Below are 12,907 nucleotides of genomic sequence, written 5' to 3'. Positions count from 1 at the left end.
GGCCGGACAATGCCACTTTCAGGTCGCCGTGGGTCGTACGTCGACGGCTCGGCGTCGGTTTCGGATCCGGACGACGCTGTAAGTCCCCAGCGCGGTGGCGAGCAGTCCGGCGACGACGTCGATCCAGAAGCCGGGTTCGCTCGCCGTCTCGACGCCGCCACTGCCGGCACCCAGCAGGAACGTGGTGGCGACGAGCCAGAGGCCGACGAGCGCCGCGAGGACCGCGACGCCCATGCTCCCGAACGCCCCGTTCGTGCGGCGGACGTAGTTGTACGCGCCGGCGATCGACAGGGTCGCGCCGACGAAGACATCGTTCCAGAACTGGCCCGCGGCCAGTTCGAGGACGAACGCCTGCCCGAGGACCGCGAGCCCGACCAGGGCGATCGCCGCCGACAGCCACGTTCCGCGTTCGGCCCGGTTTGGTTCGAACGGCGTTTTGTCCCCGCCGGTCACCCCGTCGTCCCCGCGGTTGTCGTGTTCGCCGGTCCCGTCCTCGCGCCACGGGGTGTCGGGGTTCTCGGTACCGTCGTACTCGCTCATGGCCTCGAGATCCACGCCTCGGCGAAAAGAGGCCGCTGCCCGTGTATGCAGGCCGGACCGGTTCGAGGCCAGCGCCGTCAGAGCAGCCCGGCGATCGAGCGAACGAGCGACTCGGCGGTCACGAGCGACGTCAGGAACATCGCGACCACGGCCGCAAAGAAGATCGCCTGCTCGAGTCGGCTCGGCTCGAAGTAGCGCTTGATCGCCGCGAACAGTGCAAGCGCCGTGATCGGCAGCCCGACGACGCCGTTGACGGCGGGCATGAGCAGCGCCAGCCTGACCGGCGTGAACTCGGTGAACGCGAGGATCGGGATCGCGAGGGCGACCGAGAGGGCGATCAGGAAGTGGACGGTCCGGCGGAAGTGCAGGTCACCGAAGTGGGTCGTGAGTTCGTACGACTGGGGGACCATGAAGCCGGCGGCGAACAGCGTGCCGGTCGCGCTCGTGAAGGAGGCGGCACCGACTGCGAGGACGAACACCCCGAGTACCCACGGGCCGATCATGTCGATCAGCGGTTCCGCGGGGGCAGTTAGGGTGAGCGTCCCGTCGGGGACGGCCATCGCCGCCGCGATGACGACCGTCGCGCTGAGCGCGACGACGGCCGCCAGTCCGACGGTGTGATCTTTGCGGTAGCGGGAGACGTTCGTCCAGTCTTTCTCGTGTTGCATGCTCGTCTGGATGAAGAAGTTCGGATAGTAGACGGTCGTCCCCATCAGCGCGATGATCATCGTGAGATAGTTCAGATCGCCGGATATCGTCGGAACGAACCCCATCGCGACGCCGCCAAGCGAGGGCTGGAGGTTCGCGACGATGACTAGATACGAGGCGAAGATCGCGAGAACGAGCGTCGCGATGACGCCCTCGATGCGGCTGTACACCCGGAGTTCAACGAGCGAGATGCCCAGCGCCGCCATGAGGATGATCCCTACATATACGTTCGACAGTGGGGTCAGAAAGACCAGTGCTGCTCCCGCGAGCGCGTAGTTCGCTACGCTCCAGAACTGCATGATGAACGCGATTCCGAGCGCGAACGGTTTCGCCGCCGTCGGACCGATCACGTCCCTGATATAGTCCATGAGCGGTTCGTCCTTCGCCGCGAGGCGGGCCGACATCTCGTGCATCGTCAGCCCGACGCCGAGTGCCAGCGGCAGGACCCACAACAGGCCGAACCCGAAACTGACACCCGCCTGTGTCAGAATGTAGACGGACCCGGCTCCGAAAATGTTCGCCGCGAAGAGGAGACCGAGCCCGTACTGGTGAATTGTTTGTTTAGCCTTTTCGACAGGAACGTCGACCACGGTGCTGTGTTCTTCCATGTGTGGGACTGCTCCGAAAACCGGCAGACGCGTTGGCCGCTCGAGCCCGTCCGGCCGCATCGACTCGTGGCCGGACGAATTGCACCTGTGTACTGTCGCACGGAATGCTGTACCCGAAGCAACGATTGGGATCCGGTTGAGCGGAAAGCTTGAGATAGCAGCCCACCCCTCGCAAAGCCGACTCGAGTAATCCGATGTTTACCGATTCGTGACGGATCGACCCAGCGTGACGACCTCGAGGGCGTCGGGCTCGGAGCGACAGCGATCGCCGACACCGACCGATCAGCCCGCCGACCCGATCGAGACGTCGTCTCTCGAGAGTCGGCCGACGCCGCCGATCGGTCCCGTCTCGGGCCGCCCCCCTCGAGTCCCTGCTGGCACCACTTTCTTGGGAGTCCGGGTCGAAGCGGCCGATACAGGCCAAGTTGCCTTCAGAAGAAGGCCTATATATTTCTATCCCTTACCACAGGTGAAGACCAAATGCAAGGACAATCCCAACAGCAGGCCTACGACCGGGGTATCACCATCTTCTCCCCGGACGGACGCCTCTACCAAGTCGAGTACGCTCGCGAAGCCGTCAAACGCGGCACCGCGAGCGTCGGCGTTCGAACGCCCGACGGCGTCGTCCTCGCCGCGAACCGCCAGATCAGCTCGCCGCTCATGGAGCGCTCGAGCGTCGAGAAGATCCACAAGGCAGACGACCACGTCGGCGTCGCAAGCGCCGGCCACGTCGCCGACGCGCGCCAGCTGATCGACCTCGCGCGGCGACGCGCGCAGGGCGAACAGCTCCGCTACGGTCAGGAGATCGGCGTCGAGACGCTGACCCGATCGATCACCGATCACATCCAGGAGTACACCCAGACCGGCGGCGCACGGCCGTTCGGGGTCGCGCTGCTGGTCGGCGGCGTCGAGGACGGCCAGCCGCGGCTGTTCGAGACCGACCCCTCCGGCACCGACTACGAGTGGCAGGCCGCCGCCGTCGGCGGCGACCGCGACGTCATCCAGGGCTACCTCGAGGAGGAGTACCGCGAGGATCTGGACATCGACGCCGGCATCGAACTCGCCATCAGCGCGCTCAACGAGCCCGAAGAGGAGTCCGTCGCGGCCGAAGCGGTCGACGTCGCGACGATCACGACCGAGGACGAGTCGTTCAGTACGGTCGACGACGAGCGCCTCGAGTCGATCGTCGCGGAGATCGACACGGAGGAAAGCGATGAATAACCCGCTCTCGCAGGGCAACGGCGACCCCTCGCCGTACGAGCCCGAACTGGGGTCGCTGCCGAACGGCGGAGCGGCCGGCACCGACGACGAGACGGTCAACAAGACCGGGACGACGACCATCGGCATCACGACCGACGAGGGTGTCGTCATCGCGACGGACATGCGTGCCAGCCTCGGCGGGCGGTTCGTTTCGAACAAGAACGTCCAGAAGGTCGAGCAGATCCACCCGACCGGCGCACTGACGCTGGTCGGCTCCGTCGGCGGCGCGCAGTCGTTCATCTCGACGCTGCGAGCCGAGGTCAACCTCTATGAATCCCGGCGCGACGAGCCGATGCCGATCGAGGCGCTGGCGACGCTCGCGGGTAACTTCGCCCGGGGCGGCCCGTTCCGCGCGATCAACCCCATCCTCGGCGGCGTCGACAGCGAGGGCAGTCACGTCTACAGCATCGACCCCGCCGGCGGTGTCATGGCCGACGACTACACCGTCACCGGCTCCGGGATGCAACTGGCCTACGGCCTCCTCGAGCAGGAGTACGAGGACGACCTCTCGCTCGCGGACGCGAAGTCCGTCGCGGCCCGCGCGATCAAAAGCGCCGTCGAGCGCGACACCGGCTCGGGCAACGGCGTCTTCCTCGCGGAAGTCACCGGCGAGGGCGTCGACATTCAGGGCCACGAGGAGTTCGACGCGGTCATCTAAGCCGCTTCGACGGTCGTTTCGGGTTCGACGCCGCGATTCACCGGATCCGCGCTCGCGCGCGTACACGTGACTTTTATTAGGGCCGGACCGCTATCCGAAAGCAGGTTTTACATGTCCCAGGAAAGCGAGTACGGAGCCGGGCAGATTCAGGTCTTAGAGGGCCTGGAGGCTGTACGAAAGCGACCGGCGATGTACATCGGCTCTACCGATTCTCGAGGACTCCACCATCTGGTCTACGAAGTGGTGGACAACTCGATCGACGAGGCGCTGGCCGGCCACTGCGACGATATCACCGTCTCCATCCACGAGGACGGCTCGGTGAGCGTCGCCGACGACGGCCGCGGCATCCCCGTCGACACACACGAGGAGTACGACCGCCCTGCACTCGAGGTCATTCTGACCGTCCTCCACGCCGGGGGCAAGTTCGACAACAAGTCCTACCAGGTCTCCGGCGGCCTCCACGGCGTCGGCGTCTCCGTCGTCAACGCCCTCTCCGAACGACTCGAGGCCGAAGTCAAACGCGACGGCGGCGTCTTCCGCCACGCGTTCGAAGGCGGCGAACCCGTCGGCGACATGGAGCGGGTCCGCGATATGGAGCCCGACGAGGAGACCGGCACGCAGATCCAGTTCTGGCCCGATACGGGCATCTTCGAGACTGGCGAGATGTCCTTCTCGACGCTCTCGAACCGACTCCGCGAGCTGGCCTTCCTCAACTCGGGCGTCCGTATCACGCTCCGCGACGAGCGCGAGGAGACCGACGACGGCGACGTGGTCACCGAGACCTACGAGTACGACGGCGGCATCCGCGAGTTCGTCGAGTACCTGAACGAGACGCGCTCGGCGATGCACGAGGACGTCATCTACTTCGAGGACGAGGAACAGAGCATCCAGATCGAGGTCGCGATGCAGGCCACCGAGGAACTGCAGGGCTCGATCCACGCCTTCGCGAACAACATCAACACCCGCGAGGGCGGGACCCACCTCACCGGCTTCAAGACCGCCCTGACGCGGTGTGTCAACGACTACGCCAACGAGAACGACCTCCTCTCGGACCTCGATAACAACCTCACGGGCGAGGACATCCGCGAGGGGCTGACGGCGGTCATCTCGATCAAACACCCCGATCCCCAGTTCGAGGGCCAGACGAAGACCAAACTCGGCAATAGCGAAGTCCGAGGGATCGTCGAGAGCGCGATGCACGAGGGGCTTGGTACCTACTTCGAAGAACACCCCGACACCGCCGAGTCGATCGTCAACAAGGCCGTCGAGGCCGCCAAGGCCCGCATGGCCGCCCAGAAGGCCGAGGAACTCACGCGGCGCAAGTCCGCCCTCGAGTCCACGTCGCTGCCCGGGAAACTGGCCGACTGCCAGACCAAAGACCCGGAGGAGGCCGAACTGTTCATCGCTGAGGGAGACTCCGCCGGCGGCAGCGCGAAACAGGCCCGCAACCCCGACTTTCAGGCCATCCTGCCGATCAAAGGGAAGATCCTCAACGTCGAGAAACACCGGCTCGATCGCATCCTCGAGAACGACGAGATCCGGAACATGATCACCGCCATCGGCGCGGGGATCGGCGACGAGTTCGACATCGAGGACGTCCGCTACAAGAAGATCATCATGGCGACCGACGCCGACGTCGACGGGGCTCACATCCGGACGCTCCTGCTGACGTTTTTCTACCGGCACATGCGCCCGCTGCTCGAGGGTGGCTACGTCTACGCGACCCAGCCGCCGCTCTATCGCATCCGCTATCGCGGCGAGACCTACGACGCGATGACGGAGGCCGAACGCGACGAGATCGTCGCGGAGAAATGCGACGGTAACCCCTCGCAGGTCCAGCGGTTCAAGGGCTTAGGCGAGATGAACCCACAACAGCTCTGGGATACGACGATGGACCCGGACAACCGCATCCTCAAGCAGATCACGATCGAGGACGCGGCCGCGGCGGACAAGATGTTCTCCGTCCTGATGGGCGACGCCGTCGAACCCCGCAAGCAGTTCATCAAGGAACACGCGCCGGAAGCCGAGTGGATCGACATCTAGACCCGAACTTTTACCCTGCGTGCGGTCGCTTCGCGACCGCACTCGGTAAAACTTCGATGAAAAGCACTCCTCCCTCCCCGCCGCGCGGTAAGCCGCGCTCCGGGTCGGTCGTCGGCCCGCTCGAGCGTCCGCAGAGCGGACGCTCTCACGGATGCAGTGCTTGTAAGCTGACCGGATACCACCACGAAACCAAATGAAGACATGAGTTCAGACGTACCCGATCCGACTGATATCGAGGCGCGAGCGGTAGAGAACGTCCGCATCGAGGACGAAATGGAGCAGAGCTACATCGACTACGCGATGTCCGTCATCGCGGGCCGTGCGCTCCCCCGCGTCGAGGACGGCCTGAAACCCGTCCACCGGCGCATCCTCTATGCGATGCACGAGATGGGGGTCTCGAGCGGCTCGTCCCACCGGAAGTCCTCCTCGATCGTCGGGGAGACGATGGGTGACTACCACCCCCACGGCGACAGCGCGATCTACGACACGCTGGTCCGGATGGCACAGGACTTCTCGATGCGCTACCCGCTGGTCGACGGCCAGGGGAACTTCGGCTCGATGGACGGCGATCCGGCCGCCGCACAGCGGTACACCGAGGCCCGGATGTCGCCGATCTCCGAGGAGTTGCTCGAGGACATCGAGAAGGACACCGTCGACTTCTCCGCGAACTACGACGACCGCCTGCAGGAACCCGACGTCCTGCCGGCGGCGTTCCCGAACCTGCTCGTCAACGGTTCCTCCGGGATCGCGGTCGGGATGTCGACGAACATCCCGCCGCACAACCTCGGCGAGGTCGTCGACGCGACGATCGAACTGATCGACGATCCCGACGCGACGGTCGAGGACCTGATGGAGCATATCAAGGGTCCCGACTTCCCCACCGGTGCCAACATCGTCGGGCGCGACGCCATCTACTCGGCGTACAAGACCGGCCGCGGTCGCCTCCGCGTCCGCGCGGAGTTCGAGGTCGAGGAGTGGAAGAACGGGCGCGAACGGATCGTCGTCTCCGAACTCCCCTTCCAGTCCAACAAGGCCCGCCTCGTCGAGCGCATCGCCGACGACGTCAACGAGGGCGAGATCGAGGGCATCACCGACCTGCGCGACGAGTCCGACCGCGACGGCGTCCGGATCGTCATCGAACTCAACCGCGGGGCAAACGCCGAGGTCGTCAAGAACAAACTGCTCGAGAACCACCTCGAGAAGACCTTCGGCGTCATCAACCTCGCCCTGGTCGACGGCCAGCCGCGAGTCCTCTCGCTCAAGGAGACCTTGGAGGAGTACGTCGCCCACCGCCGCGAGGTCGTCCGCCGGCGCAGCGAGTACGACCTCGCCGAGGCCGAGGACCGCGCCCACATCCTCGAGGGCCGGCTGACGGCCGTCGAGAACGCCGAGGACGTCGTCGAGCTGATCCAGGACAGCGAGACGCGGTCGGACGCGAAGGAGAACCTCCAGGACGCCTACGACTTCTCCGCGGACCAGGCCGACCACATCGTCCGGATGCAACTTGGCAGCCTCACCTCGATGGAGGCCGCCGAGATCGAGACGGAGTACGAAGCCGTTCAGGCCGAGATCGAGCGCCTGACCGCCATCCTCGAGAGCGAGGAGGAACTGCTCTCGGTCATCAAAGAGGAACTCCGCGAGATCAAAGCGGAGTACGCCGACGACCGCCGCACCTCGATCATCGAGGATCAGGGGACGGTCACCCACGAGGACCTCATCCCCGAGGAGGAAGTCGTCGTCGTCATGACGGAAGACGACTACGTCAAGCGGATGCCGATCGAGCAGTTCGACCCCCAGGGTCGGGGCGGCAAGGGCATCATCGGCGCGGACGTCAAGGAGGACGACCGCGTCGCGACGGTCTTCCGGGCCAACACCCACGACTACCTGCTCTGCTTTACGAATCAGGGCGAGGTCTACCGGCTCAAGACCTACGAGATCCCCGAGATGGGCCGGACGGCCCGCGGGAAATCGGCGGTCAACATCCTCGATCTCGACCCCGGCGAGGACATCACGGCCATCGTCGACACCGACGCCCTCGAGGACGACGAGTACGTGACGATGGCCACCCGGAACGGCTACGTCAAACGCACCGCCGGCGAGGCGTTCGACAACATCCGCTCGACGGGGATCATCGCCGCCGATCTCGAGACGGGCGACGAACTCGTCGACGTCGAGGTCACCGACGGCTCGCAGGACCTGGTCATCGCGACCGAGGGCGGGATGACGATCCGCTTCGACGAGGACGAGGTCCGCGCGATGGGACGGAACGCCCGCGGTGTCAACGGCATCAAACTGCAGGACGGCGACGCCGTGGCGGGACTTGTCGCGACCGACGAAGGCGACGAGCAGGCGCTGCTGACAGTGACCGAGAACGGCTACGGCAAGCGGACGCCGCTTTCGGAGTACAGCACGCAGTCGCGGTACGGCAAGGGCCTGATCGACATCAAGACCGGCGAGCGAAACGGGCCCGTGACGGCCGTCAAAGCCGTCTCCGACGACGACCAACTCGTGCTGATGAGCGAACGCGGACAGATCGTTCGGACCCGCGTCGACGAGATTTCGACCGTCAGCCGGAACACGATGGGCGTGACCGTCATGGACGTCGAGGAGGGCGACGCAGTCGCTGCGGTCGACGACATCCCGGCAGCCGCCGCCGAAACCGGCGACGAACCGGTCGACGCGACGGACTGAGCCGGCCGCGCCTCGGCGCTGCTCGAGCGGGCGAAAAACGCTGTTTTCGAACCGATACGGCGGAGAGAGCAGACGCTAGATGGACGGAGAGACGGCGGTCGAGTGCCGATCAGTGGGCCGGTTCCTCGGCGGGCGCGACCATGTCGTCGATCCGCAGGATCAGGATGTTGTTCGTGTCGTCCTTGCCGTCGACTGTTCCCTCGATCAGCAGCTTCGAGAGCGGCGTCGGACCGACGGTGACCGAATCGTCCTCGTGGATGTCGCTCAGCGTCCCCTGAATGTGGATCTCGGCCCGGCAGAGTTCGGGGTGGTGAACGCTCGAGAGGTCGATTTCCTCGATGATGGTGGCGTCGACTGGTTCGCCCTCGTGTTGCATCGGGACCGCGGCGGGCTCGTCCATCTGCTGGATCTCGAGTGCCTCGTAGGCGGCTGCAGTGGGCTTGTAGCCACCTTTCGGCCCCGGTACACCCTCGACGAGCTGGAGGGCTTTGAGACTCTGCATCTGGTTACGGATCGTGCCGGGGTTACGGTCGACTTGTTCCGCGATGTCCTCGCCTTTGATGGCATCTTCGGACTCTTTGTGGAGGTTCGTGAGCGCGCGGAGGATTTTCTTCTGGCTGGGTGTGAGTTCGATGGATGACATAGGTATTTATTCGTATTTGGTTTCCTTAAACCCGGCGGGTGAGTCCGTCGGATTCGTGGGGGAACGTGACGTTTGCACGGGGGACGTGAAGATGTTTCTTTTCGTTCCGCGACGGAAACTAGGTGTCCGTTGGCACGATTCACCGGGAGTCAAACGCTTGCGAACTATCCCTGTGGATCCGGCTCTGCCGGGGTCACGACGCGGACGTGGTGTGCGACCGTTTCGGGCAGCGATACCGGCTCCTCGCTCTCGCTCGAGCGAGCAGTCACCATGCCGAAGGGGGCGACCTCGAGAATCTCGAGTTCGACGCCGGGTTCGACGCCGCGGTCAGCGAGATAGGAGAGAACCTCGGGGTCGCGGTCGGCAACCTCCGCGACGGTGACGACCGCCCCCTCTTCGAACTCGGAGATGGCCTTGCCTGCGGGCCGCTCGGGCGGCTCGAGGTCGGCGCCCGGGATCGGCGAGCCGTGGGGATCGACCGTGGGCTCGCCCAGCGCGTCGGCGACGCGGGCCTCGAAATCCTCGCTGATGTGGTGTTCGAGTCGGTCGGCCTCGGCGTGGACCTCCGACCAGTCGTAGTCGAGATGCTCGGTGAGGTAGGCCTCGAGCAGGCGGTGGTGGCGAACGATCTCGAGGGCGACCGTCTCGCCCTCGTCGGTCAGCGTGACGCCGCGGTACTTCTCGCGGTCGACGAGTTCCCGTTCCTCGAGCTTGTCGAGCATGCTGGTGACCGTCGGCGACGTGACGTCTAACTCCCCGGCGATCTCGGACGTGCGGATCCGCTCGTCGGTCCCGCGTTGGAGCTGGTAGATCGCCTTGAGGTAGTCCTCCATCACGTCGCTCAGCATCATGCTGTCCCGGAATTAGACGGGTCTAACCCTAAACCTGTCGCCCCCGAGAACGCCGCGGGATCGCCACGACCAAGCCGGTCGACCCTCTATCGTGGATATGGACCGAACCGTCAGGATCATTGGCGCGCCGATGGACTACGGGGCGAACCGCCGGGGGGTCGACATGGGACCGTCCGCGATCCGGTACGCGGATCTGGCCGACCGACTCGCCGAGGCGGACGTCGAACCCGTCGACGACGGCGACCTGACGATGCCCCGAGCAGAAGAACGGGATCCGGACGCCGACCAGCCCACCGACGGGAACGCGAAGTTCCTCCGGGAGGTCGAAGACGTCTGTCGGCGAGTGAGCGACCGCGTCGCGGCGACGCTCGCGGACGGGGAGTTCCCCCTCGTTCTCGGTGGCGACCACTCGGTTGCGATCGGCTCACTGGCGGGATCGGCACGCGAGGCCGACCTCGGCGCGATCTGGTTCGACGCCCATGCCGACATCAATACGCCCGAGACCTCGCCCAGCGGCAACGTCCACGGGATGCCGCTGGCCGCGGCGCTTGGCCACGGGTCGTTCGGCGAGACGGAGTGGGCTCCCGCCCCCCGGCTCCGGGCGTCTTCGATCGCGTACGTCGGTCTCCGGAGCATCGACGATCGCGAACGCGAACTGCTCCGGGAGAGCGAACTGACCGTCTTTACCATGTCCGACATCGATCAGCGGGGCGTCTCGTCCGTCGTCGAGGACGCGCTCGCTGTCGCAACCGACGGGACCGACGGCGTCCACGTCAGTCTCGACCTCGACTGGCTCGATCCCAAGACCGCGCCCGGCGTCGGCACTCCCGTCCGCGGCGGCGTCACCTACCGGGAGGCCCACGCCGCCCTCGAGGCCCTCTCGCGGCGCGAGCGCGCGGACGACGTCCTCAGATCGATGGACGTCGTCGAGGTCAATCCGATCCTGGACGAGGGCAACGAGACGGCGACGCTGGCAGCCGAACTGACCGCGAGTACGTTCGGCAAGCGCATCTTCTGACCGACCAGTCGTCGACGCCCGCTCTACGAAACGAGACGTTTGTCAACATTGTTCGTGGGGCAACCGGTTTCAACAGCTTTGTATCATAGTGTTTCTCAGTATGCCGTATGACTGAGAACGTCGTCGTGCTCGGAGCCGGCTACGCCGGAACCGGTGCGATCACGAAGCTCCAATCCGAACTCGGGGGCAACGCGCGACTGACCTGGATCGCCGATGTCGACTATCACCTCGTTCTCCACGAATCCCACCGCGTCATCCGCGATCCCAGCGTCCGATCGGACATCACCTTCCCCGTCGAGGAGATCGCCGACCCCGCGACCCGCTTCATTCAGGACGAGGTCGTCGGCCTCGACGTCGACGAGCAGGTCGTCGAACTCGAAGACACCGACGACGTCGAGTACGACTACGTTCTCGTCGGACTGGGCAGCCAGACCGCCTACTACGGCATCCCCGGCCTCGAGGAACACTCCCTGACCCTGAAGAGCTTGGACGACGCGCTGGAGATCCACGAAGCGGTCACAGAGGCAAGCCAGGAGGCGACCCGCGGCGAGCCCGCACAGGTCGTCATCGGCGGTGCCGGCCTCTCGGGTATCCAGACCGCCGGCGAGATCGCCGAGTTCCGCGACGAACACCGCGCGCCGATCGAGATCCACCTCGTCGAGGCGCTCGAGGAGATCTTCCCCGGCAACGACCCCGAGATCCAGCAGGCCCTGCGGGATCTCCTCGAGGACGCCGGCGTCCACATCCACACCGACGACCCGATCACCGAAGCCACCGCAGACCACATCGAGTTCGACGAGGGCGAACCCCTCGATCACGACGTCCTCGTCTGGACCGGCGGCATTACGGGTCGCGACGCGATGGACGACGCCGACCTCGAGAAGGAACACAACCGCGTCAACGCGAGCGCGAACTTCCAGACCTCGGACGAGCGCGTCTTCGCCATCGGCGACTCGGCGATCATCGATCAGGGCGACCAGCCCGCACCGCCGACGGCACAGGCCGCCTGGCAGGCCGCCGAAGTCGCTGGCGAGAACATCGCCCGCGCGATCCAGAACCGCCCGCTGAAGACCTGGGAACACGAGGACAAGGGGACCGTCATCTCCGTCGGCGACGAAGCCGTCGCCCACGAGGTCAAGCCCGCATTCGGCATCTCCCTGCCCGTCGACACCTTCGGCGGCATCCCGGCCAAGAACCTGAAGAAGATGATCGCAGCCCGCTGGATCGCCGACATCACCTCCTGGAACGAGGCCCGCAAGTCCTGGTCGTCGTTGTAGCTCGGTTTCGACGCCCCCGACTTCGAGAGTCCGTTTTCTTGCCCGCTCGAGCGAGTACGCCCTAGTCCGGCCGTTCGTCTGTCGATCCGTCACCGGTCGCCTCGCCCATCGGTTCCGCGGGGACGCCCGCGACCGTCGTCCCCGGTGGGACGTCACGAGTCACCAGCGAGTTCGCCGCCACCCGAGCGCCCGCTCCGATCTCGACGCCGGGCAGCACGATCGCGCCCGCGCCGATCATCGCCCGCTCGCCGACGACGACCTCGCCGGTCCGGTACTCCTCGTAGAGGAACTCGTGACAGAGGATCGTCGCGTCGTAGCCGACGATCGCGTCGGCCTCGACGGTGATCAGGTCCGGCCAAAAAACGTCCGGCGTGGCCTCGAGCCCCCACGAAACACCCTCGCCGACCGTGACGCCGATCCGACGCAGGAGCCAGCGCTTGAGTTTGAGACTCGGCGAGATCCGGACCAGCCAGACGACGACGTAGTTGATCGCGACCCGGAGCGGGTTGCGGGCGGCCGTCCAGTGGGCCAGCGAGTTGCGCGGCCCGGGCGTCGCGTGGCGTTCGACGCGCTCGTGTCGTGGCGTCGTATCGTCGGAACCCGTCACTGG

At 65.7% G+C, this 12,907-nt stretch carries 11 protein-coding genes; 6 read left to right on the top strand and 5 right to left on the bottom strand.

The features are described from left to right. Positions 1 to 18: 18 nt before the first annotated feature. Entirely contained in the window at positions 19 to 540 is a 522-nt protein-coding gene (locus NP511_RS17700) for a hypothetical protein (RefSeq protein WP_233274362.1), read from the bottom strand. Between the two features lie 77 nt (positions 541 to 617). Next, the gene (locus NP511_RS17695; protein WP_049966502.1) at positions 618 to 1,856 is read right to left on the bottom strand and encodes an NRAMP family divalent metal transporter; all 1,239 of its coding nucleotides are present in this window, start codon (positions 1,854 to 1,856) and stop codon (positions 618 to 620) included. Positions 1,857 to 2,336: 480 nt separating this feature from the next. On the opposite strand from NP511_RS17695, the gene psmA reads away from it, so the two are divergent. The 4 genes from psmA to gyrA all read left to right on the top strand — a co-directional run bounded on the left by psmA (position 2,337) and on the right by gyrA (position 8,508). Beyond that, positions 2,337 to 3,077 (top strand): archaeal proteasome endopeptidase complex subunit alpha, encoded by a 741-nt coding sequence (gene psmA, locus NP511_RS17690; protein ID WP_049966501.1) that lies wholly within the window; start codon positions 2,337 to 2,339, stop codon positions 3,075 to 3,077. Then, positions 3,070 to 3,774 (top strand): archaeal proteasome endopeptidase complex subunit beta, encoded by a 705-nt coding sequence (gene psmB, locus NP511_RS17685; RefSeq protein WP_006650557.1) that lies wholly within the window; start codon positions 3,070 to 3,072, stop codon positions 3,772 to 3,774. The genes psmA and psmB overlap by 8 nt, the downstream gene beginning before the upstream one ends. Positions 3,775 to 3,885: 111 nt before the next feature. Continuing rightward, positions 3,886 to 5,817 (top strand): DNA topoisomerase (ATP-hydrolyzing) subunit B, encoded by a 1,932-nt coding sequence (gyrB, locus tag NP511_RS17680; RefSeq protein WP_049966500.1) that lies wholly within the window; start codon positions 3,886 to 3,888, stop codon positions 5,815 to 5,817. A gap of 201 nt (positions 5,818 to 6,018) precedes the next feature. Then, the gene (gyrA, locus tag NP511_RS17675) at positions 6,019 to 8,508 is read left to right on the top strand and encodes a DNA gyrase subunit A (protein WP_049966499.1); all 2,490 of its coding nucleotides are present in this window, start codon (positions 6,019 to 6,021) and stop codon (positions 8,506 to 8,508) included. 109 nt (positions 8,509 to 8,617) lie between these two features. Here the strand turns inward: gyrA and NP511_RS17670 are convergent, their stop codons facing one another. Then, entirely contained in the window at positions 8,618 to 9,151 is a 534-nt protein-coding gene (locus NP511_RS17670; protein WP_006179387.1) for an Rrf2 family transcriptional regulator, read from the bottom strand. Between the two features lie 164 nt (positions 9,152 to 9,315). After that, positions 9,316 to 10,002: a metal-dependent transcriptional regulator gene (locus NP511_RS17665; protein ID WP_006650553.1), complete on the bottom strand. Its 687-nt coding sequence runs from the start codon at positions 10,000 to 10,002 to the stop codon at positions 9,316 to 9,318. A 97-nt stretch (positions 10,003 to 10,099) separates the two neighbouring features. Between NP511_RS17665 and rocF the strand changes: the two genes are divergently transcribed. Together rocF and NP511_RS17655 are read left to right on the top strand one after the other, a co-directional pair. After that, complete coding sequence (gene rocF / locus NP511_RS17660) at positions 10,100 to 11,020, top strand: arginase (protein ID WP_049966498.1); 921 nt, start codon at positions 10,100 to 10,102, stop codon at positions 11,018 to 11,020. Between the two features lie 107 nt (positions 11,021 to 11,127). Then, positions 11,128 to 12,297, top strand: coding sequence for an NAD(P)/FAD-dependent oxidoreductase (locus NP511_RS17655; protein WP_006650551.1), 1,170 nt, complete (start codon positions 11,128 to 11,130; stop codon positions 12,295 to 12,297). A gap of 61 nt (positions 12,298 to 12,358) precedes the next feature. Here the strand turns inward: NP511_RS17655 and NP511_RS17650 are convergent, their stop codons facing one another. Continuing rightward, positions 12,359 to 12,904, bottom strand: coding sequence for an acyltransferase (locus NP511_RS17650; protein WP_006650550.1), 546 nt, complete (start codon positions 12,902 to 12,904; stop codon positions 12,359 to 12,361). Between the last annotated feature and the right edge of the window lie 3 nt (positions 12,905 to 12,907).

Source organism: Natrinema thermotolerans, assembly GCF_031165565.1.
In the GTDB taxonomy this organism is placed as follows: domain Archaea; phylum Halobacteriota; class Halobacteria; order Halobacteriales; family Natrialbaceae; genus Natrinema; species Natrinema thermotolerans.
This window is presented reverse-complemented; position numbering and strand designations above follow the sequence as displayed.

What these genes read in the sequence shown, in the direction of transcription:
- NP511_RS17695 (WP_049966502.1), bottom strand. Translation starts at nt 1,856, where the DNA reads ATGGAAGAACACAGCACCGTGGTCGACGTTCCTGTCGAAAAGGCTAAA.
- NP511_RS17700 (WP_233274362.1), bottom strand. Translation starts at nt 540, where the DNA reads ATGAGCGAGTACGACGGTACCGAGAACCCCGACACCCCGTGGCGCGAG.
- NP511_RS17655 (WP_006650551.1), top strand. Translation starts at nt 11,128, where the DNA reads ATGACTGAGAACGTCGTCGTGCTCGGAGCCGGCTACGCCGGAACCGGT.
- gyrB (WP_049966500.1), top strand. Translation starts at nt 3,886, where the DNA reads ATGTCCCAGGAAAGCGAGTACGGAGCCGGGCAGATTCAGGTCTTAGAG.
- psmA (WP_049966501.1), top strand. Translation starts at nt 2,337, where the DNA reads ATGCAAGGACAATCCCAACAGCAGGCCTACGACCGGGGTATCACCATC.
- psmB (WP_006650557.1), top strand. Translation starts at nt 3,070, where the DNA reads ATGAATAACCCGCTCTCGCAGGGCAACGGCGACCCCTCGCCGTACGAG.
- gyrA (WP_049966499.1), top strand. Translation starts at nt 6,019, where the DNA reads ATGAGTTCAGACGTACCCGATCCGACTGATATCGAGGCGCGAGCGGTA.
- NP511_RS17665 (WP_006650553.1), bottom strand. Translation starts at nt 10,002, where the DNA reads ATGATGCTGAGCGACGTGATGGAGGACTACCTCAAGGCGATCTACCAG.
- NP511_RS17670 (WP_006179387.1), bottom strand. Translation starts at nt 9,151, where the DNA reads ATGTCATCCATCGAACTCACACCCAGCCAGAAGAAAATCCTCCGCGCG.
- rocF (WP_049966498.1), top strand. Translation starts at nt 10,100, where the DNA reads ATGGACCGAACCGTCAGGATCATTGGCGCGCCGATGGACTACGGGGCG.